Below are 19957 nucleotides of genomic sequence, written 5' to 3'. Positions count from 1 at the left end.
AGAAACATCTCGCCACTCTTATCTGAAAGGGCGACTGGTTTTCTCTGTGGGCTTGGTGATAATGCGACTGCTGTTTTTTCTTTATCGAGGGCCCTACAGCCTATGTGGTACGAAGGTTTTCTTGGCTTGTCGGCCTGGCAACTGGTGGCAGTCACCCTGTTAATGACTCACGTGACCATCGTTGCGGTCACGGTTTACCTGCATCGCTATTCAGCCCACCGCTCCCTGGAGCTCAACGCCGGCCTGAAACATTTCTTCCGCTTCTGGCTGTGGCTGACCACGGCGCAGAACACCCGCGAGTGGACGGCCATCCACCGCAAGCACCACGCCAAGTGCGAAACCGCGGACGACCCCCACAGCCCGGTGATCAAGGGCCTGTCCACGGTGCTGCGCAAAGGCGCCGAGCTGTACCGCGAAGAGGCGAAAAACCCGGAAACCCTGCGCATCTATGGCAAGAACTGCCCGGACGACTGGATCGAGCGCAACCTCTACTCGCGCTACAAGCTGGGCGGCGTGGCGCTGATGGCGGTGATCGACCTGCTGCTGTTCGGCACCATCGGCATCACCATCTGGGCGATCCAGATGATGTGGATCCCGTTCTGGGCCGCCGGGGTGATCAACGGCCTGGGCCACGCGGTCGGCTATCGCAACTTCGAATGCCGCGACGCGGCCACCAACCTGGTGCCCTGGGGCATCCTGGTCGGCGGCGAAGAGCTGCACAACAACCATCACACCTACCCCAACTCGGCCAAGCTGTCGGTGAAGAAGTGGGAGTTCGACCTGGGCTGGGCCTGGATCAAGGTGTTCAGCTTCCTGCGCCTGGCCAAGGTGCAGCGGGTCGCGCCGATCGCCCACCGGGTCGAAGGCAAGGGCCACCTGGACATGGACACGGCGATGGCGATCCTCAACAACCGTTTCCAGATCATGGCCCAGTACCGCAAGCTGGTGATCGCGCCGCTGGTCAAGCAGGAGCTGGACAAGGTCGATCACTCGGTGCGCCATCAGTTCCACCGCGCCAAGCGCCTGCTGTCGCGGGAAACCAGCCTGCTGGAAGAGCGCCACCATGCGCGCATCCAGAACATGCTGGAACACAGCCAGGCCCTGAAAGTGATCTACGAAAAACGCCTGGCGCTGCAACAGATCTGGGCCAAGACCAGCTCCAACGGCCACGACATGCTGGCGGCGATCAAGGACTGGGTCCACGAAGCCGAGGCCAGCGGGATCCAATCGCTGCGCGACTTCGCCAGCCAGCTGAAAACCTACTCGCTGCGCCCCGCCACCGCCTGACACTGGCCCGTTCACCCGCCACGGCAAGCGCATCTGCCGTGGCGAGTGGGCTTCGCTACTCGCCCCCGCCCCATGAGTTCCAGCCCGTCATCCGCGCCACCGTGACCGCCCAGCGGGTGCCGGCTCCCAGACCTCGGGAAACGGGAACTTCGTCGCCGATCCCCTATCTCAAGCAACACTTCGCCATCCAGGCGGGCTTTCTGTGGCCGCTTCGTTTCCCGAGCGGCATGCGCTTTGAGATCGGTGCCGATGGTCAACAAGAACCCACATCTCCCATCCGCTTTTCCCCAATGGCCCGAGGCCGCGCAAACCCTGATGGCGCTGATGCACGCCCAGGGCGAGGTCGCCCGGCTGACGGAACGCGAACAACTGTTCAGCTCGTTGCTGGTCAGCGTCAATGCCGTGCTCTGGGCCTTCGACTGGGAAGCCCGCCAGGTGCTGTATGTCAGCCCGGCATATGAACGCATCTTCGGGCGCTCCGCCGGCCTGCTGCTGGCCGACGCCAACGAATGGCGCGACAGCGTCTACCCCGACGACCTCGAATATGCCGAGCGGACCCTGGCCCAGGTGCTGGAAAAAGGCGCGGTGGAAGACCGCGAGTACCGCATCATCGATGCCCGGGGCCAGGTCCGCTGGCTCAGCGACAAGTGCTTCATCAATCGCAATGCCGCCCCCGGGGACCGGGTGATCATCGTCGGCCTCGCCGAGGACATCACCGAGAAAAAGCAGCTGGAAACCGAGCTGCAACGCCTGGCCACCACCGACGTACTGACCCAGAGCAGCAACCGCCGGCACTTCTTCGAATGCGCCAACCGCGAATTCAAACAGGCGCGCCAGCAAGGCACGCCACTGGCCTTCCTGTTGCTGGATATCGATGATTTCAAGGTGGTCAACGACACCTACGGCCACCCCGAGGGCGACAACGTCCTGCAACGCATCGCCGAGACCGGCCGCGCCACCCTGCGCAGGGGCGATCTGTTCGGGCGTATCGGCGGCGAGGAGTTCGCCGCCCTCTTCCCCGGCTGCGCCCCGGACATGGCGCGCCAGGTTGCCGAACGCCTGCAACGGGAAATCCAGCGCCTGACCTTCAGCCATGGCGAGGAGCCGTTCAGCATCACCGTCAGCCAGGGCCTGACCAGCCTCACCGCCGACGACGAACACCTCGACAGCCTCTTCGCCCGCGCCGACGCGGCGATGTACGAGGCCAAGCGCCAGGGCAAGAATCGGATCGTTTCGGGGTAGACGACCTCACGGGAACTCCGTAGCCGCTGCCGAGCGTCAGCGAGGCTGCGATCGAGGACGAAGTCCTCGCAAAACCTGAGTACGCGTTTTGTCAGGAAGAACTTTACGGCTGCTTCGCAGCCGATCGCAGCCTCGCGGGGCTCGGCAGCGGCTACAGATGTGCTGCGTCAGCCGCTGGTCGAGGCATCAGCTTTTGCGCAGGCGGGTCAGCTCCGGCAAGCCGATCTTGAGCAAGCGCGCGGTCTTGCTGTCGGCCAGCGCCTCGAGGCCCTCCGATGGCTGCAGGCGCGCGAGCTGGGCGGAGAGGTTCATCACCAGGGCCTCGCGGGAATAAACCCCGCCACCGAGCTGGTAGGCCGAGGCAATCAGCTCGCGCAGCTCCAGCGGCAGGCGCCAGCGGGTGCGCAAGGCCGAACCGTAGGCCGCGCCGAACTGTTCCAGGGCATCGCCGATCTCTTCCATGTCATCCAGCGCGCCACCGGCCTGTTTCCACTCTTGCAGGCAACGCAGCAGCGCCAGGTCACCCAGGCGATGCAGCATGCCGGCGCAATAGCAGCGCTCCTGGTCCAGGTCCAGCAGGCGGGCCAGGGTCCGGCCGTATTCCGCGGTGTGCAGCGACAGCTCCCAGTAACGCTCGGCGTAATCGCCCAGGGCCGGGTCGCTCAGGCGAGCGCTGCGCTTGAGCGCCAGGCCGAGAATCAGGTTCATGCTCTGCCCGGTACCCAGTCGGTGCAGGGCCTGGGCCAGGGTCTGCACGGCATTGCCATGGTGCTGGGCGGCGCTGTTGGCCGCGGCGATCAGCACCGCGGTGATCTGCGGGTCGGTACGCACCTCTTCTTCCAGCAGCTTGAGGTCGAGGCCGTTGGGGTTGAGGCTGCGCTTCACCGCCAACTGCACATCGGCGAGCAACGGCGCGCCGTCGGCCAGCTCGCGACGGCGCTCGAGAAAGGTCCACAGGGTCATGCCCGGCGCCAGGGTCGGAACCTCGCACGACACTTCCTGGCCAGCATCCAGCAGCAGGTCCTGCAGGCGCTGGGTCAGGCCCTCCATGTTCAGCGGCTTGGTCAGGTAGGCCGTCGGCGCCAGCGGCAGGGCTTCGCGCACGCTGGCACTGTCGTTGCGAGTGCTCATGAGGATAAAAGGCAGCACCGGGTTGCGCTTGCGCTGGCGCACGCTGCGCAGCAGGCCGAGGCCATCGACGCCGGGCAACTCCCAGTCGGCGATCACCAGGTCATAGGGGTTTTCGGCCAGCAATTGCAGGGCTTCCTGACCGTCGGCGCACACATCCAGCCGCGCGTCGCAACGCACACTCAACAACACCTGCTTGAGCAAATCGCGAGACCAAGGGTCCGCCTCGGCAATCAACACTCGCGGTACAGCGGGTAAATCCACAGCAGTCATGCAGCACGCTCCCAGGGCAATCCCTTGCACCTTAGTCAATGCCGAGGCTTCCATACAACGCAAATGCACTGCGCAGCCTCGATCGGCACAAAAAAACCCGCCGAAGCGGGTCTTTTTGTCGATCGGGTCACAGGCGGGATCAGAGCTCGGAGAAGCACTCTTCGATGATCGCCAGGCCCTTGTCCAGCTGCTCGTCCGGCGCGGTCAGCGGAACCAGCACGCGCAGCACGTTGCCGTAGGTGCCGCAGGACAGCAGGATCAGGCCCTTGTCGCGCGCCTTGGCGACAACCTGTGCCACGGCGGCAGCGTTCGGCTTGTGGCTGTCGCCGTTCTCGAACAGCTCGACCGCGATCATCGCCCCCAGGGCACGCACGTCGCCGATCACCGGGTACTTGGCCTGGATGGCCTTGAGGCCGGTCACCAGACGCTCGCCGACCGCCTTGCAACGGTCCAGCAGGTGCTCTTCCTCGAACACTTCCATCACGGCCAGGGCCGCGGCGCAAGCGATCGGGCTACCGGCGTAGGTGCCACCCAGGCCGCCTGGCGCGATGGCGTCCATGTATTCGGCCTTGCCGCAGACACCCGCCAGCGGGAAGCCGCCGGCGATGGACTTGGCGAAGGTGGTCAGGTCGGCGGCAACGCCCATCTGCTCCATGGCGAAGAAGGTGCCGGTACGGCCAGCGCCGGTCTGCACTTCGTCGGCGATCAGCAGGATGCCGTGCTGGTCGCACAGGGCACGCAGACGCTTCATGAACTCTTTAGGCGCGACGTAGAAACCGCCTTCGCCCTGCACCGGCTCGATGATGATCGCGGCGATGTCACGAGGCTCGGCATCGTTCTTGAAGATGCGCTCGATGCTGGCGATCGAATCGTCGATGCTCACACCGTGCAGCTCGTTCGGGTACAGCGCGCGGAAGATGCCGCCGGGCATCAGGCCCATGCCGGCCGAGTAAGGCACGACCTTGCCGGTCAGCCCCAGGGTCATCATGGTGCGGCCGTGGTAGGCGCCGGTGAAGGCGATCACGCCGGCGCGGCCAGTGGCGGCACGGGCGATCTTGATGGAGTTTTCCACGGCTTCGGAGCCGGTGGTCACCAGCAGGGTTTTCTTGGCGAAATCACCCGGCACCTTGGCGTTGATTTTTTCGCACAGTTCCACGTAAGGCTCGTAGGCCAGCACCTGGAAGCAGGTGTGGGTCAGCTTGTTCAGCTGCGCAGTCACGGCGGCGATGACTTTCGGGTGCAGGTGACCGGTGTTGAGCACGGCGATACCGCCGGCGAAGTCGATGAACTCGCGACCTTCAACGTCGGTTACCGTGGCATTCTTCGCGGAGTCGGCGAAGATCGGGTGAATCTGGCCAACACCGCGCGGTACGGCGGCTTCACGGCGTTTCATCAGGGATGCGTTGGTCTTGCTCATAGTGTCCTCATTCGCCGCTCATCGGTCGGCGTGGTTCAAGGATGACGTGGCGGGGAGGCAACCGCGGCAGCATGCGATGATCGACTGCCCCGGCTATCCCGGCCACTACTCAAATAGCGTTTGCAGCACGCCAGGGGACAGCGCTCTCGTGCCCCTGGCGTTTAAAACCATGCCTTGGCGCGAGTATCAGATGCCCAGGCAGAGGTATTTGATTTCCAGGTAATCCTCGATGCCGTACTTGGAGCCTTCACGGCCCAGGCCCGAAGCCTTGATGCCGCCGAACGGCGCGACTTCGTTGGAGATCAACCCGGTGTTGACGCCGACCATGCCGTACTCCAGGGCTTCGGCCACACGGAACACACGGCCCAGGTCGCGAGCGTAGAAGTACGAGGCCAGGCCGAACTCGGTGTCGTTGGACATCGCGATCACTTCGGCTTCGTCCTTGAAACGGAACAGCGGCGCCAGCGGGCCGAAGGTTTCTTCCTTGGCCACGGCCGCGTCTTTCGACACGTTGACCAGGATGGTCGGCTCGAAGAAGTTGCCTTCCATCGGCTTGCCGCCGGCCAGCAGGGTCGCGCCTTTGCCCAGGGCGTCGGCGATGTGTTCCTGGACCTTGGCCACGGCTTTTTCGTCGATCAAAGGACCGGTGGTGGTGCCGTCTTCCAGGCCGTTGCCGATCTTCAGCTTGGCCACCGCGGCCTTGAGCTTCTCGGCGAAGGCGTCGTAGACCGAATCCTGGATGTACAGGCGGTTGGCGCAGACGCAGGTCTGGCCGTTGTTGCGGTACTTGGAGATGATCGCGCCTTCGACGGCCTTATCCAGGTCCGCGTCGTCGAACACGATAAATGGCGCGTTGCCGCCCAGCTCCAGGGAGACTTTCTTGATGTCCTTGGCGCATTCGGCCATCAGTTGGCGACCGATCTCGGTCGAGCCGGTGAAGGACAGCTTGCGCACGATCGGGTTGCTGGTCAGCTCGCCGCCGATGTCGCCGGCGCTGCCGGTCACCACGCTCAGCACGCCTTTGGGGATGCCGGCGCGGTGCGCCAGCTCGACCAGGGCCAGGGCGGAGAACGGGGTCTGCGAGGCCGGCTTGATCACCATGGTGCAGCCAGCGGCCAGGGCCGGGCCGGCTTTACGGGTGATCATCGCCGCCGGGAAGTTCCACGGAGTGATGGCCGCGGTCACGCCGATCGGCTGCTTGATCACGATCAGGCGCTTGTCCGGCTGGTGGCCGGGAATCACGTCGCCGTAGATGCGCTTGGCTTCTTCGGCGAACCATTCGATGAAGGAGGCGGCGTAGGCGATTTCACCCTTGGCCTCGGCCAGTGGCTTGCCCTGCTCCAGGGTCATCAGGCGACCGAGGTCGTCCTGGTTTTCGATCAGCAGCTCATACCAGCGACGCAGCTTGGTCGCCCGCTCCTTGGCGGTCAGCGCGCGCCAGGCCGGCAGGGCCTTGTCGGCGGCTTCGATGGCGCGACGGGTTTCGGCGGCGCCCATCTTCGGCACGGTGCCGAGGATTTCGCCCGTGGCCGGGTTGTTCACTTTGATGGTCTGGCCGTTATCCGCGTCGACCCAAGCCCCATCGATGAAGGCTTGCTGGCGGAACAACTGGGCGTCTTTAAGCTGCATGTCGGTTTCCTTAACAGCACCGCGCGGGGCGGAGCGAATTGTGATTGTTGAAAGGCGCCTTGACAGGCTGCCGTCAGGAAAAACTGTTACCGGGCTCAAGCACAGAAATAGCGCCTGTCAGAATAGACGGGCGGATCGGCTCTCAGACAAGAGCGTTTGAAATCTCAAACGAATCCTAGGGTCAACCGGGGGACAGGGCAATAGGCTGTTCGAAAAAAAGAACGAAAACGCCGCTTTGGCAGAATCTTTCGGATCAACGACACCGCCCCGGCGGTTGGGGGCAGACGCCCTCCCTGTAGCAACTGTGTTTCTCACGTGACTTGCGCAGAAGCCTGGAAGGCTTCGCGCATTCGCGCGTTCAGAATTGTGATGAGCTTGCGCATGGCAGCGACCAGCGCCAGCTTCTTTGGTTTGCCCCGACCAACCAGCCCCTCGTAAAACGTTTTGAGCACCGGGTCATAGCGAACCGCACTCAAAGCCGCCATGTAGATCATCGCTCGCGGATTGGCCCGACCACCCCAGGTAATCCGTCGCCCATGGGACCTGCCGCTATCTTTGGCAAGTGGCGCTACACCGTAGAGCTTGGCAATCGCCTTGCGATTCAAATGGCCTAGCTCAGGCATGTCACAAACAAGAGTCGAGAGAACAACAGGGCCAACACCTTTGATCGCCGAGGCCACCTGGGCCTGTACCGACCCCTTGAGCTGCTCGCTAATGTGCATGTCCAGCTCGTCTCGGTCGGCTTCCAGGCGCTGGATATTGCGTTCAAGCATTAAACGCATGGCCGGTTGCTCAGTCAGACGTCGCCGCTGCTTTTCTGCCGCCAGCATTTGCACCACTTGCTGGCGGCGGCGATGACAAGCGTGCAGAAACTGAGTTTCTTCGTTTGGGGGCTGATAGCGATTGAGCTTGAGGACGCTTGCCATATGGGCAAGGACGCAAGCATCCAGGCGGTCGGTTTTCGCCAACTGGCCTGTTGAACGAGCAAAGTCCCGAGCCTGTCGAGGATTGACTCTGACCATGGGCAAGCCAGCGGCATAGAGCGCCTTCAACGCTTGCAGCTCATAGCCACCGGTTGCTTCCAGGACCACTTGCTGAGGAGCGAATGGCGTTAGCCAAGCAATCACCTGCTGCCATCCTGCCGAATCATTGGAGGTGTGTAGTTGTGGTCCATGTTTGTCCACCTTCACATCCAAAGTGTCCTTGCTCACATCGATACCGGCGCCTATGCAACCCATGATGATCTCCTCTAGTCTTGAGACGTCGAGAGTTCTCCTCGGCAGCCCAGCCTTATCTTCGAGTGTCGGCTCGAGCAACTGTACGGGCGTAGTTGAGGAGAGATCGGCATGGAGACCTTGCTACAGCACGATCGTTTGAATCTAGGAGCTAGCGATCGTCCATGCCGACTCTCGACACCCAATCTGGCAGATCTAGAACAGATAAGGAGCGAGCTTGCTCGCGATGGCGGCCTGACGGTCGACATGGGTGTCGAATGGGCGTCCTTTATCGCGAGCAAGCTCGCTCCTGCAAGAGGGTTGGGCTGGCGTTGCCCAAACGCAAAAAACCCCGCAGCCGGAAGGCTGCGGGGTTTTCTCAGGGCCAGGTCTTAAGTGAACGACTTGAGCACTGTCAGCAGGCTGGTGAGGTTGTCGCCCACACCGCCCTGGGCCACTTTTTCGGTGGCCGAGGCGCCGGCGGTGGTGTCGACACTGTAGATCTGCATCACGCCCTGGTTGGTGGCCGCCTGGGCCAGGGTGTTTTGCTGTTGCTGGGCCGAGACCGAGTTCTGGAACAGGATCGCTACGGATTGCCCCATTGACTGGTAGATGGTGCCCATCGACATGGCCGGCGCTTCGGCAACGACCTTGACGTTGGTCTGGGTGACGGCATCGGTGATTTGCGGACTGACTGTACTCATAGGTGAAACTCCTTATTTCAAGAAAGGACAACTTCCGTTAACGCTCGCCCGATCAAGGGTTGAACGACTTGAGGATCGTCAGCAGGCTGGTCAGGTTATCGGCCACGCCGCCCTGGGCGACTTTTTCGGTGGCTGCCGCGCCGGCGGTGGTGTCGACGCTGTAGATCTGCATCACGCCCTGGTTGGTGGCCGCCTGGGCCAGGGTGTTTTGCTGCTGCTGCGCAGAAACGGAGTTCTGGAACAGGATCGCCGTGGCCTGGGCCATGGACTGGTAGATGGTGCTCATGGCCATCGCTGGCGCTTCAGCCACCACTTTGACGTTGGTCTGGGTGACCGCGTCGGTAATTTGCTCGTTGACTAATGGCATGGTTCAACTTCCTTTGTTAGTACACGGCGGGTTCCGTGTTAATCAATGAACGTGGCAAAACACAGGCTGTGAACACGCAAACGCTCAATGCTCCGCCGGGGCGCCGGCTGGCTGGCCGAGATGGGAAATCACTGCCTCGACCTGCTCGACCAGCCCCTGCATCCGCGCCTGGACGGCCGCATTGACCGCCTGCTGGATCAGCTCGGTCTGCTCGGGCGTCAGCACCTGCGCGGGCTTGGCGGCCGCCTCGACGGCAGCCGCCTGTTGCTTGGCCGCCAGCCACTGGCGAATCACCGCTTCGCGCTGCTGGGCGCTCTGCTGCAGCGCGCCTTCATTGGCCTTGGCCTGCGCCATCAACTCGCTGGTGCGCTGTTTCTCGGTGTCGATCAGGTGCTGGGTCTGGGTGAGCACCTGGTCGATGACCCCCGTCTGCGGCTGACTGCGCATCCAGGCTTCGAGAATCTGCTTTTCACCCGCGGACAGGCTCAGGTTGAGCGCGTCGGCCAATTGGTAGAGACCCGCGAGCGAGTCCTGGTTTTCCTGGGGCATCTGGATGTCCTCCTTCAGGCACGGGGCCGCGCCGCTAAAGCCGCACCTCGATGCCGTCCTGCCAGAAACCGGCGAAGTAGAACTTGCCGTCGCTGTCGCAGGACGAGGCCAGGTCCCAGGGGGTCATGGCGGTGGGCCGGGTATCGAAGACCGCGGGCGGCGGTGGCAGCAGGTTGGCGTTGTTGTAGAGGTTGCCGACCTCGTAGCTGTTGGCGACGAATTGCGAACAGAACGAGACGTTGCCGATCGCCACCGACTCGTTGATCCGCGCCTGCAGCTCGGGGGTGAACGGGGTGCGCTTGAACACCGACAAGGCCGCGTTCCACACGCTGTAGCGGCCACTGATCTGGGTGCTGCCGACGTCGCCGTTGAATTGCTCGGCGGCCACCACGGCGGCCCGGGCGAGATCATCGTCAGCGCAGGAATAGACCATCGCCGAGCGCTTGACCGCCTCGCTCGACAGGTCGGTCATCTGGATGCCGCTGCCGACGCTTTCGATCACACAGGTATCGCTGATCGCGATGGCCGCGTGCACCACGGGCACATTCGGCGAACCGTCGCCGAACATCTTGGCCTTGATCCACTGCCCCGCGCGAATGAACGCGCGGGGAATGCTGGTGGACAGCTTGTCGTCCACTTGGGCTACCGAAAAAACAATATCTCCAGGCTGCATGATGTCGCTCCTCATTGAAGAAAAGTGCTTGTTGAACGTGCTGCTGCACAGTCCCGGAGGGGTTCCGGGACTCGATGCCCATGACGCCAGGGCGGCGTGAATCAGGACGGCGGCGCGGAGCGATTGGCCAGGGTGCTGCTGTACTTGGCGATGCTCTCGTCGATCTTGTCGATGGCCACGCCCGCCGCTGTCGCTTCCAGGGCTCCGGCGGCCGCGGCGACAGCGGCGGCGGCCCCCACCAGCAGATCGGTGGCCAGGGCGCCCAGGGCATCCTCGGCGGCTTTTTCGGGATGGTTCTCGACGATGTTTTTCGTCATCTGCTCGAGCAACACCGCCTGGGCCGCCAGCGCCAGCTTGCTGACCCCGTCGAAGTAACCCGCCGCCGATTGCGCGACCAGGCCGGCGGCCTGGCTGATCATCATGTCCGGGGCAATGGCGATCTGCGCCGGGGCATAGCTGAAGGTCTGCGCGTTGGTGAACTGCACCGCCTCGACGATCTGGCTGTTCAGCGCATCGGTGCTGCCGGTCGGCGGCGCCGCGACCTGGGCCAGCAGGTGCTCGTTCATGCGGTCCATCACCGTGCGCGGCGGCTTGGCGGGAGCGCTCGGTGGCGGGGTGTCGCCCGCAGCGGTGGGATCGGCAACCTGGGGGCCAGCAGCCGCAGGGCCAGCGGCTTCGGGGTTGGTCGGCTTGGAATCGGCTGCCTCGGGGTCGGTCGCCGGCGTGGCGTCAGTCTCCGGCTCGGCAGCGGCGGCAGGTTTTTTCTTGAACCAGAACATGAGGTGTCTCCCCAGGCGTCAGGCCTTCTCGCCGATCTGCATGATCAGCGACACAGCCTTGGAGATCACCGCGTTGGAGATCTGATTCAACGCCTGCTGGCTGTTGACCGCGTTCTGCAGGGACAACCCCGCCGAATGGCTGGCCACCTGGTACAGCGAGGCAATGGCCTGGGCCGGCGCCTCGGCCACCACCTTGACGTTGGTTTGGGTTACCGCGTCGGTAATCTGGCTGTTGACCTCTGGCATACATCTCTCCTTGATGGAAGACGCCAGCGCAGGCGCGCTGGCGGTGAACTCGTCGACGGTTTCAGGTGCTCATGAAACAAGAACGCCCGCCACCCGCGGCTGTGAAGGCAAAAGTGTTGTCAGCGCAGCGCCTCGCGCAGCAACTGCACGCGCTTGCGCACCAGGGGTTGGGCGATGCCCAGTTCGGCGGCGATCTGCGGGTACGGCAGTTCCTCGACAAAACGCATTTCAAACAACCGTCGCTGGGGCAAGGGCAACCGCTCCACGCGACGGCCCAACTGCGCCAGTCGCTCGAACTGCTCGACGTACTCGAGTACCGACAGGCAAGGCGTGGCGAGAAGGGCCTGGTGATCGTGCCCAAGGTCGACCGAATGATCGAACAGTTGCCCTTCGCGCTTGCTGCGCCGCAGGCTGTCGAGAAAGACGTGGTCCAGCACCAGAAACAGAAAACCCTGCGGCTCTCGTATGCGTTCCGGGGAACGCCTGAAGAACAGCAGGGCTTTCACGGCCGTATTGGACAGCCATTCCTGGGCCAATGCCAAGTTGCCCCTGGCTCGCCGGTTGGCCCGGCGCATCAGCTCGGGGTACACCGCTCGCCAGCTTGCCTCGAACAACTGATCGACCGCCGCCACTTCACGAAAAGATCCCATCGCCAGCACTCCCTGTGCACTCCTTGATGAGCCGACAGTCTCTGATCGCGCAGCAGGCATTCGCTGTTACCTGGGGAACAGTTGGGCAATTAATTCAGCGAGTAGGCCTTGCGCCGCAGATGCTCGACATCGTTGATCACCAGCCGTCCGCTCTGGCAGCTGATCACCCCCGAACGCCGCCACAGCTGCAACTGGACATTCAGCTTCGGCCGGCTGGTGTTGAGCATCGAGGCCAGGATGCCCTGGTTGCGCGGCACCGATGCACAGGTCACCGGGGCCAGCTCGAAGTCATCGATATTGGCCAGCAGGAACCGCGCCAACCGCGACTCCAGGCGATGCAGGCAAACCAGTTCGAGCAACTCCAGGACCTTCATCAGGCGCGTCATCAGCAACATCAGGACCCGCTGCCAGAACAGCGGCTCGTCGTACAGCACCCGGAAATGCCGCCGCCCCAACAGCAGCACCCGGGTCGGGCCGCAGGCGAACGCCGAGGTTTCCCGGGCGTGGCCCTCGATCAGCGCCGACTCGCCCACCACCTGGCCGACGCTGGCGCTGCCGACAATCTGCTCGCGCCCGTCCGGGCCATGAATCACCGAATACACCTGCCCCTCGGCGACCAGCGCGATGAAGTCCAGGGGCTCGCTCTTGAGGTAGAGCACCTCCCGGTCACTCAATGTGCGCTCCACCGCATGGGTGGCCACATAACAAATCAATGTGTCCGGCAGCCCCCTGAACAGATCGGAGCGTGCCAGCAGAGTCTGACGCAACGAAAAATCGAGCATTACCGCGCCTTTTGAATGCATGCGTTCGCCTTGACTGGTAGGAAATCGCTGCGCGGGCACGCAGCGGTTGGAGCGCTTGATGCCATAGAGCAAAGCAAACAAAGGGACGTCCGATGGGAGGACTTGTGAAGAGGGCGAAGGGGGCTTTCGGGTATCGCAAAGGACAAGATAAACAACGAGGCGACGACCAATCATCACGCGAAAAAAAACCGCATGGACGCCCCAGGCCGACATGGGTATGATGTCGCCCGCACTGCACTCGTAGCTCAGCTGGATAGAGTACTGCCCTCCGAAGGCAGGGGTCGTGGGTTCGAATCCCGCCGAGTGCGCCAGCTAGAAACGCAAAAGCCCCAGGTCAGATGACCTGGGGCTTTTTCGTTTGTGGCGTTTGGGTTGCTTGCCTGGATGCTGCAGCGTTTTTTCACTCAGGCAGGTCATTCGCCTCGGCAGAATCACCCTCTACCTCCCCGCCCGGCACCTCCTCGTCCTCCGTCAATAAAAAGTCCTTGCGACTCTCCTTGATGGCCTGGCGGATCTCCGCGCCCTTGGTCGGGCAATTCAGCAGTGCGGCAATACGGTCGATGCGTGGCGCCATGGCCAGCCTCTCACTTTCAGGAAACTGGCTCGATAGTGCGCGCTTTCACCGTGCCAGGCCATGACTTGCGCGCGTTTTGCCCTCAGGGTTGCTGCAAAACCCGCAGGCGGGCGTCGATGTCCTCATGGGGGAAGCGTTGTTTCAGCGCGCCGATGTATTGGTCGGCGATCTTGTCCTGACCGGTCTTGCGCAGCCGCAACACCTCGCGCAGGGCGTCGTCGAGGATCGACTCCGGCGCCTCGCGCTCGCCCTGCTCCTTGCCCGGGAACGACGCCAGGCGCCCCAGGGATTCATAAGGCTCGGCGGCGAAGACTTCGGTGGCCCGGGTCAGCGGCAAGCCTGCCGCGGGGGCGGCGGGAGCAGGGGCCGACAAGGCGCCGGCGGCAGGCGGCGTGGCGGCCAGTTCGAAGCGGTCCGATGCATCCATGCTTGATTCCGCGAGGGCCGAGTCCGCGGAGGCCGTCGTGGATTCGGCCTGGCGGCGCGCCAGCTGGGGGGCCGCGGCCTTGGCCATGGGCGCCGGGGCGAGCAGCTGGCGGGGCGCAGGCTCTGGCGTGCGCTGCAACACGCCCAGCAACAGGGTCACGCCAAACAGACCGGCAAACGCCACTTGCCAGCGCGGCTGGCGGCACAGATCGAACCAGCGTTGCCACAGGGAAGGCCGGGGCGACGGGGCTTCGCGACGGGCCGTGGCCATGATCAGGGCGTCGAGGCTGGCCGGCGGTTCGCCGTGGCTGTGCTGGCGAATATGCTCGAGCATGCGCTCTTCTTCGGTGGGCGGAAGCTGTCGGGCGTCAGTCATGTCAGTACCTCCTCGGCCAGGAGCCGACGCAGTTTTTTCAGCGCATAACGGAAACGGCTTTTCACCGTTTCCAGCGGTGTATCGGTAAGGCTGGCGATCTGCGGCAATTCCAGTTCGCCATGGGCACGCAGGAGGAATACCTCGCGCTGGTCGGCGGGCAGATCCTGCAAGGCGGCGTCGATGCGTTGCCGTTCACGGCTCAGGCTCAGGTGCTGTTCCGGGCCGCTGGCGTCATCGGCCAGGTCATGCAGTTGCTCGTCATAGCTGTCGTGCAACGGGTTGCGCAGGCCGTGCTTGCGCCAGTGGTCGATCAGGCGGTTGCGGGCGATCTGGTACAGCCAGGTGCGAAAGCTGGCCCGGCCCTGTGGCGCGCTGGTGGTGCGGATCAGGCTGAGCCAGGTGTCCTGATAGACCTCGTCGGCCAGTTCGGCCTTGTCGCACAGGCTCAGCAGAAACCGGTACAGCCCCTGGCGATGGCGCTGGTAGAGCACCTCGAAGGCGGCGCTGTCACCCGCGCGATAATGCGCCAGCAGCGTTTCGTCGCTGCTGGCGGGTCCTGACCGGTTCACCGCAGGCATGGTCGTGCCGGACTCCTTCTGCTGGTGGGTCATGACGTTATTCACGGCGGCTCAAGGCCTCCCCGGAACGGCCCGGCTGATCCTCCGGAGCGGCCTGAGTCTGCAGGCTTTGCGCCAGTTCCACCAGCTGCACGAACTCGCCGCGCAGGCCGAAACGGTCGTCGCCCTTGGCGCCGCGGGCCAGGGCCAGGGTGTCCTTGAGGCCGAAGTCGCCGGTATAACGACCGTCCTTGAGCTGCTGGGCGAACGCCGCCACGGCTGCGGCAAATCTTAGATCATCGCTGGCCTGGGCGAGTTTACCCTGCTGCCGCGAGGCCAGGATCGGCCGCTCGATCAGCCGGCTGCCGCCGCCCTGTGGCGCCTGGTAGCGCACCCGCAGCATGGCCAGCTCGTCGTCCTTGATGTTCGATTCCGACGACGCCTGGGCCTGGCCATAGCGCAGCGGCTCCAGCCAGCCCTGCTCGCCCTTGGGCACGATTTCATACAGCGCGGTGACCGTATGCCCGGCGCCGATCTCGCCGGCATCGACCTTGTCGTTGCTGAAGTCCTCGCGTTTCAGCGCGCGGTTCTCATAGCCCAGCAGGCGGTACTCGCTGACCTGGGCCGGGTTGAATTCCACCTGCAGCTTCACGTCCCTGGCCACCACCGCCAGGGTCGAGCCGAGCTGGTCCACCAGGACCTTGCGCGCCTCGCGCAGGTTGTCGATGTAGGCGTAGTTGCCATCGCCGGCGTCGGCCAGTTGCTCCATCAGGTGCTCGTTGTAGTTGTCCACGCCAAAGCCGAGGGTGGTCAGGGACACTCCGCTTTTACGCTGCTCGACGGCCATCTGCTTGAGGCGGTCGAAGTCGCTGATGCCGACGTTGAAGTCACCGTCGGTGGCCAACAGGATGCGGTTGATGCCGTTCTTGATGAAGCCCTGCCGGGCCATCTGATATGCCAGCTGGATGCCCGAGGCGCCGGCGGTGGAACCGCCCGCTGTCAGTTGCTCGATGGCGTTGCGGATCTTCGCCTTGTCGCGTCCGGAAGTGGGCTCCAGCACCACCCGCGATTCACCGGCATACACCACCAGCGACACCCGGTCCTGCTCGCGCAACTGGTCGACCAGCAGCTTGAGGGTGCTTTGCACCAGCGGCAGGCCTTCGCGGCGATCCATGGAGCCGGACACGTCCACCAGGAACACCAGGTTGGCCGGCGCCAGCTCGGCAACCGCGCGATCCGAGGCCTTGATGCCGATGCGCAGCAAGCGGGTGTGGGGGTTCCAGGGCGACGGCGCGATCTCGGTGGTCACGCCAAACGGCGAGCCATCGCCGGGCAGGGCGTAATCGTAGGGGAAGTAATTGACCAGTTCCTCCAGGCGCACCGCGCCATGCGGCGGCAGGCTACCCTGGTTGAGCAGGCGCCGGACGTTGGCGTAGCCGCCGGTATCGACGTCGACGCTGAAGGTCGAGACCGGGGCCTGCGCCACGCTCTGGATCGGATTGTCCGGCAGGTTCTGGTACTGCTCTCGCGGCTCGGCGCGATAGCCACTGGGCAACGATTCGCGCGTCATCATCGAGGCGTGCATCGGCGCCGGGGCGAGCGCCTTGGCGTTGTTATATCCGGCCAGGATCACATCGGCGCGCTGGGTCTCGCTCGGCGAGGGCACGGCGGCCTGGGGTGCGACCGTTTCCTCGACGGGCAAGGCGCCGCCCCGGGTATCCGGCGCGGACGGGCCGCAACCGGCCATGGCCAACAGCAACCCGGCGGCGCAACCCTGAACAACGGGGCGAAGGTAGTACGGAGGAAGGGACATGGGGGCTGACCTCGGGAGAAATTGATCCATTCCCCCCTTCAGACGAAGCCCCTGGGCGATTCGGGTTAAGCCCCCGAAAAAAATTTCCCTTAGCGCAGGTAGCGCCGCACCACGCTGCTGTTACGCAGCACATGGCCATTGATCTTTTCCAGCAACTGGGCGCGGGTCAGGCCGGCCGGCAAGGCATCGGGCGCCAGCTCCAGCGCGTAGATCTGAATGATGTAGTGGTGCGCGCTGTCGCCCACCGGTGGGCAAGGACCGACGTAGGTGGTGGTGCCTTTGCTGTTGGTGCCGCCCAGCCCTTCCAGGGTGCCCTTGGCCCCCGCGCCCGCGGCGATCTGCCGGGTCGTGGGCTTGATCCCGTAATGCACCCAGTGGTCGATACCCTGGCCTTTGGCGCCGTCCGGGTCGTGCATCACGATGGCGTAGCTGCGGGTGCCTTCGGGGCCGGCGGTCCAGGCCAGGGCCGGCGACAGGTTATGCCCGCCGCAGCCCTTGGCGTCGCTGGCGCTGGCCGGGGTGAACAGGCGGTTGTCCGAGACACCGGGCACGTTCAGGGTGAAACGCTCCTGGGCCTGGGCCGACCCCGCCAGACAAAAAACAACAGCTGCCGCGGCCAACCAGGGAGTGCGGGAAGCAAAACGGGACATAACGAGGGCACCTTCTGCGGATAGGGTCGTGGCCTGAAGACTATAACCTGACGCCTGGCGGATAAATGCAGGCGCGGTATCGGAGGTGATTGAGCTTGAGGCGGGGGGTGGTTGTAAATGGGGAGAAGGGAATTTTGCTGGGCGGGGATTTGAATGATTGGGCAATACACAGATGTCCAACTGGCTGCTGGGATAACAGGCCCGGCTTTTTCCCTTGAAACGGACGCACCGACTACAGGCATCACCGGGCAAGGGCTAGGAGTACGGTTTTTTACAGAATCAGAAAAACCTCACAACGAATACAGAGCGCCCCTCATTTCCAGACCTGACAACCTCGGTCTACAGTCGACCAGTCCCTCGATGGGGATCAGGTTTGGCGACCTGGTGAATGGTGTGCAGAAGATTTCTGATTACAGAAGCTTTTGCGCATGCAAAGCTGCTTTACGGCAGTTGTGCGCGGGAGGCCTTCGGGCCTGTCGGTTTTCCATTCCCGGCTCGCCAACCCGCGTACAGCTGCCACCTTTCGTTTGGCGACGTTTGAGTGATAGCTCTTTTCAACTGAATGGAGTTACACCTATGAACCGCTACATGCCCATTACCGGCCACGACTGCAATATCCCCTATCTGCTAATCGACACTCAGGTACCTGTCGATGTACTTCACGATGCGGCGGCTTATCGCATTCGTGCGGTGACTCAGTTGTTGGAAAACTTTGTGGAACCTGTAAATCCCGGAAGCCACCCTGTGGTTCTTCAGGAGTTGACGTTGGTCTGCACTATTCTGCTGCGCGACGGTTGCGATCTACTAGATGTAACTGGACGAAAATTACAGGAACAGCTTTTAGCGTAAGCAATAGCGGGCGACCTTAAAGTCGCCCGCTTTATCTTTCATTCTTAAACATATTCAACTGCCAACTTACCAAGAGCACTCCAATCAAATTACCGCAAAACGACGACAATTTGACAGAAACAAACTTAACTTAATAAATTAATTAAACTATCGCAGGAAAACATATTTACTCATCGCCTTTTTAAAAATTTACTTTGCATCCTGACATAAGTCATACTTACATCATTAATTTTTTGGATTTCGCCAAGCTTCAATGCGGTATTAGCAGTTCTTTTTTTAACTACTGAAACTCAAAAGGGACATGGCGCAGTTGCTCTTCCAGGTTCCACCCGCCTGGTTTTGCTCTAGGATCGTCCCATTCTGCACCAGCAGCAATCCACTCTGCTCTATACTTACGAGCACCATTGGGTGTTGAATCTTGGTATCCGTGCTCGACACCACAACACAGGCAGAACTCGAAAAGTGGGCTGAGCCCATCATCCCCCCACGGAGCCTCATCTGTTTTGTAGCCACAAACACGACAATACAGCTGATTATTATTGGGCATTAAAGTAATCCAAATTTGTTGGGTATCCATGCTGAGTTGGTTCGGGCCTAAACATAGTCCTTGGTGAACCATCCGCAGCACGAATACCGAAGGTATCATTTGCAGGATTGAAGAAAACAGTGTCCCCATTAGGCCGAACTTTCGTCAGCGTTCCGACTGGTGGGTTATTCAAGAAACTCTTCGTACCCTCAACATACTGTTTCGCGTTCTGAAACTGCGGAAACTCGGCTTTATGCTTATCCCAATGTCCATAAGCGTTTTCCACGGCATTTTTTGATTTTGTCGAAGACCAAAATGGACCCTGTGTCGTTTTCCCGGCACCAAAGAGTATAGCCGCCCATTGGGCAGTGCTACCCACCGTTTGAGGGTCCACATTGAAACCCAACCCAGCAGCAAAATCACTCGCCGATTGTGCAGCCCCAGAGGCTATCCCTCCAGCCACAATCCGTAGTTGAGCAGTTGCGTTAAACAGCTGCACAGCACCCAGCACACGCTTCATGGCCTCAGAAATATCGCTGGCTGCCCGTGCCTGCGAAATGAGTTCATGCGTTTGATTAAAGTCTGCAACAAAACTCTGATAGGCCGCGTAGCACCCAGCTGGATCCGCTTCACAGTAAGCGTTAAGGCGTTTATCGTTAGCGTTATTCAGGTCAGCAAATTTGTCTCGAACCTGATCGCAAGTATTCGCAGTTGCGCAGCCGCGAGCTTCCTCGATGAGAGACTCGACCTCATTGTGTTCCAGATAGTTATAAACCGTCCCCTGCTGCGCAACCCAGCCCGCAACCTCTTGATCTTTGCTGCCACCACCAACTCCCGCCCCAATCAGCTACGAAGTCATCGCCAATACGCGATCATGCGCCTCGCCTGGGAACATCTCTGAATCGCCCCGGGTTTTGTAGTCACTCAAAAGACGCGGACTCAAGGTGCGCCAACACCTTGAGCCCGCTAACCACAAGCAGCTAAACAGGAGCTGAATCATGGCTAAGGCCGATCATAGGGCAACCCTGCCCAAAACTGAACGTTTCGCCACCATCGCCGCTGACTTCTACCCGCCGTTGGATGATGCCGAATATCCCCGACATCGTCGCGTTCCTTGGCTTCGACTGCGTGGGCATTGGTTGCAACAGGCGGGGTTTGCGGTCAATCAGAAGATTAGAATCCAGGTCAGTAAGAATAGATTGGTGATTACAGCGGAGTGATCAAA

At 62.2% G+C, this 19957-nt stretch carries 23 protein-coding genes and 1 tRNA gene; 6 read left to right on the top strand and 18 right to left on the bottom strand.

Annotated features, from left to right (window positions below):
• Nucleotides 1-102: 102 nt before the first annotated feature.
• Nucleotides 103-1287: a delta-9 fatty acid desaturase DesA gene (gene desA / locus IF690_RS02075; protein WP_009046387.1), complete on the top strand. Its 1185-nt coding sequence runs from the start codon at nucleotides 103-105 to the stop codon at nucleotides 1285-1287.
• A 249-nt stretch (nucleotides 1288-1536) separates the two neighbouring features.
• Complete coding sequence (locus IF690_RS02070; protein WP_202698647.1) at nucleotides 1537-2529, top strand: GGDEF domain-containing protein; 993 nt, start codon at nucleotides 1537-1539, stop codon at nucleotides 2527-2529.
• A gap of 186 nt (nucleotides 2530-2715) precedes the next feature.
• On the opposite strand, the gene IF690_RS02065 is transcribed toward IF690_RS02070, so the two are convergent.
• The 12 genes from IF690_RS02065 to IF690_RS02010 all read right to left on the bottom strand — a co-directional run bounded on the left by IF690_RS02065 (nucleotide 2716) and on the right by IF690_RS02010 (nucleotide 12961).
• Nucleotides 2716-3930 carry a response regulator gene (locus IF690_RS02065; RefSeq protein ID WP_202698646.1) on the bottom strand — a complete coding sequence of 405 codons (1215 nt, stop codon included), beginning with the start codon at nucleotides 3928-3930 and terminating at the stop codon, nucleotides 2716-2718.
• Nucleotides 3931-4069: 139 nt separating this feature from the next.
• Nucleotides 4070-5347: a 4-aminobutyrate--2-oxoglutarate transaminase gene (gene gabT / locus IF690_RS02060; RefSeq protein ID WP_202698645.1), complete on the bottom strand. Its 1278-nt coding sequence runs from the start codon at nucleotides 5345-5347 to the stop codon at nucleotides 4070-4072.
• 186 nt (nucleotides 5348-5533) lie between these two features.
• Nucleotides 5534-6976 carry an NADP-dependent succinate-semialdehyde dehydrogenase gene (gene gabD, locus IF690_RS02055; protein ID WP_007930336.1) on the bottom strand — a complete coding sequence of 481 codons (1443 nt, stop codon included), beginning with the start codon at nucleotides 6974-6976 and terminating at the stop codon, nucleotides 5534-5536.
• 311 nt (nucleotides 6977-7287) lie between these two features.
• Complete coding sequence (locus tag IF690_RS02050; RefSeq protein WP_202698644.1) at nucleotides 7288-8214, bottom strand: IS110 family RNA-guided transposase; 927 nt, start codon at nucleotides 8212-8214, stop codon at nucleotides 7288-7290.
• A 368-nt stretch (nucleotides 8215-8582) separates the two neighbouring features.
• A complete protein-coding gene (locus IF690_RS02045) occupies nucleotides 8583-8894 on the bottom strand; it encodes a RebB family R body protein (protein ID WP_009046382.1) in 312 nt (103 codons plus the stop codon).
• A gap of 52 nt (nucleotides 8895-8946) precedes the next feature.
• Nucleotides 8947-9261, bottom strand: coding sequence for a RebB family R body protein (locus IF690_RS02040; protein WP_009046381.1), 315 nt, complete (start codon nucleotides 9259-9261; stop codon nucleotides 8947-8949).
• Nucleotides 9262-9345: 84 nt separating this feature from the next.
• Entirely contained in the window at nucleotides 9346-9810 is a 465-nt protein-coding gene (locus IF690_RS02035; RefSeq protein WP_202698643.1) for a hypothetical protein, read from the bottom strand.
• 34 nt (nucleotides 9811-9844) lie between these two features.
• The gene (locus IF690_RS02030) at nucleotides 9845-10483 is read right to left on the bottom strand and encodes a C40 family peptidase (RefSeq protein ID WP_023969935.1); all 639 of its coding nucleotides are present in this window, start codon (nucleotides 10481-10483) and stop codon (nucleotides 9845-9847) included.
• A gap of 101 nt (nucleotides 10484-10584) precedes the next feature.
• Nucleotides 10585-11262: a hypothetical protein gene (locus IF690_RS02025; protein ID WP_202698642.1), complete on the bottom strand. Its 678-nt coding sequence runs from the start codon at nucleotides 11260-11262 to the stop codon at nucleotides 10585-10587.
• Nucleotides 11263-11280: 18 nt separating this feature from the next.
• Nucleotides 11281-11508: a RebB family R body protein gene (locus IF690_RS02020; protein WP_023969933.1), complete on the bottom strand. Its 228-nt coding sequence runs from the start codon at nucleotides 11506-11508 to the stop codon at nucleotides 11281-11283.
• Between the two features lie 119 nt (nucleotides 11509-11627).
• On the bottom strand, nucleotides 11628-12158 hold the full coding sequence (locus IF690_RS02015) for an RNA polymerase sigma factor (protein ID WP_252189526.1): 531 nt from the start codon (nucleotides 12156-12158) through the stop codon (nucleotides 11628-11630).
• 89 nt (nucleotides 12159-12247) lie between these two features.
• Nucleotides 12248-12961 (bottom strand): Crp/Fnr family transcriptional regulator, encoded by a 714-nt coding sequence (locus IF690_RS02010; RefSeq protein ID WP_202698640.1) that lies wholly within the window; start codon nucleotides 12959-12961, stop codon nucleotides 12248-12250.
• A 234-nt stretch (nucleotides 12962-13195) separates the two neighbouring features.
• Here IF690_RS02010 and IF690_RS02005 point away from each other — a divergent pair.
• A tRNA-Arg gene (locus IF690_RS02005) sits at nucleotides 13196-13272 on the top strand.
• 89 nt (nucleotides 13273-13361) lie between these two features.
• Here IF690_RS02005 and IF690_RS02000 read toward each other — a convergent pair.
• From IF690_RS02000 to IF690_RS01980, 5 genes are all read right to left on the bottom strand, one after another.
• Nucleotides 13362-13535 carry a hypothetical protein gene (locus tag IF690_RS02000; RefSeq protein WP_202698639.1) on the bottom strand — a complete coding sequence of 58 codons (174 nt, stop codon included), beginning with the start codon at nucleotides 13533-13535 and terminating at the stop codon, nucleotides 13362-13364.
• An 82-nt stretch (nucleotides 13536-13617) separates the two neighbouring features.
• The gene (locus tag IF690_RS01995; protein WP_202698638.1) at nucleotides 13618-14337 is read right to left on the bottom strand and encodes a hypothetical protein; all 720 of its coding nucleotides are present in this window, start codon (nucleotides 14335-14337) and stop codon (nucleotides 13618-13620) included.
• Nucleotides 14334-14915, bottom strand: a complete 582-nt coding sequence (locus IF690_RS01990) for an RNA polymerase sigma factor (RefSeq protein ID WP_202701260.1) — start codon at nucleotides 14913-14915, stop codon at nucleotides 14334-14336. The genes IF690_RS01995 and IF690_RS01990 overlap by 4 nt, the downstream gene beginning before the upstream one ends.
• A 37-nt stretch (nucleotides 14916-14952) precedes the next feature.
• Nucleotides 14953-16707 (bottom strand): vWA domain-containing protein, encoded by a 1755-nt coding sequence (locus tag IF690_RS01985; RefSeq protein WP_202698637.1) that lies wholly within the window; start codon nucleotides 16705-16707, stop codon nucleotides 14953-14955.
• Nucleotides 16708-16796: 89 nt separating this feature from the next.
• Nucleotides 16797-17357 carry a YbhB/YbcL family Raf kinase inhibitor-like protein gene (locus IF690_RS01980; protein WP_202698636.1) on the bottom strand — a complete coding sequence of 187 codons (561 nt, stop codon included), beginning with the start codon at nucleotides 17355-17357 and terminating at the stop codon, nucleotides 16797-16799.
• Between the two features lie 576 nt (nucleotides 17358-17933).
• On the opposite strand from IF690_RS01980, the gene IF690_RS01975 reads away from it, so the two are divergent.
• Entirely contained in the window at nucleotides 17934-18206 is a 273-nt protein-coding gene (locus IF690_RS01975; protein ID WP_202698635.1) for a hypothetical protein, read from the top strand.
• Nucleotides 18207-18742: 536 nt separating this feature from the next.
• On the opposite strand, the gene IF690_RS01970 is transcribed toward IF690_RS01975, so the two are convergent.
• On the bottom strand, nucleotides 18743-19252 hold the full coding sequence (locus tag IF690_RS01970) for a hypothetical protein (protein ID WP_202698634.1): 510 nt from the start codon (nucleotides 19250-19252) through the stop codon (nucleotides 18743-18745).
• A 45-nt stretch (nucleotides 19253-19297) separates the two neighbouring features.
• On the opposite strand from IF690_RS01970, the gene IF690_RS01965 reads away from it, so the two are divergent.
• The gene (locus IF690_RS01965; RefSeq protein ID WP_202698633.1) at nucleotides 19298-19633 is read left to right on the top strand and encodes a hypothetical protein; all 336 of its coding nucleotides are present in this window, start codon (nucleotides 19298-19300) and stop codon (nucleotides 19631-19633) included.
• 97 nt (nucleotides 19634-19730) lie between these two features.
• Complete coding sequence (locus IF690_RS01960) at nucleotides 19731-19952, top strand: SymE family type I addiction module toxin (RefSeq protein WP_202698632.1); 222 nt, start codon at nucleotides 19731-19733, stop codon at nucleotides 19950-19952.
• The last annotated feature ends 5 nt before the right edge of the window (nucleotides 19953-19957 follow it).

The sequence above is a fragment of the Pseudomonas sp. SK3(2021) genome (genome assembly GCF_016772375.1).
Taxonomy (GTDB): domain Bacteria; phylum Pseudomonadota; class Gammaproteobacteria; order Pseudomonadales; family Pseudomonadaceae; genus Aquipseudomonas; species Aquipseudomonas chlororaphis_I.
Note: the sequence above shows the minus strand (reverse complement) of the source record. Positions and strands in the feature narration are given on the sequence as shown.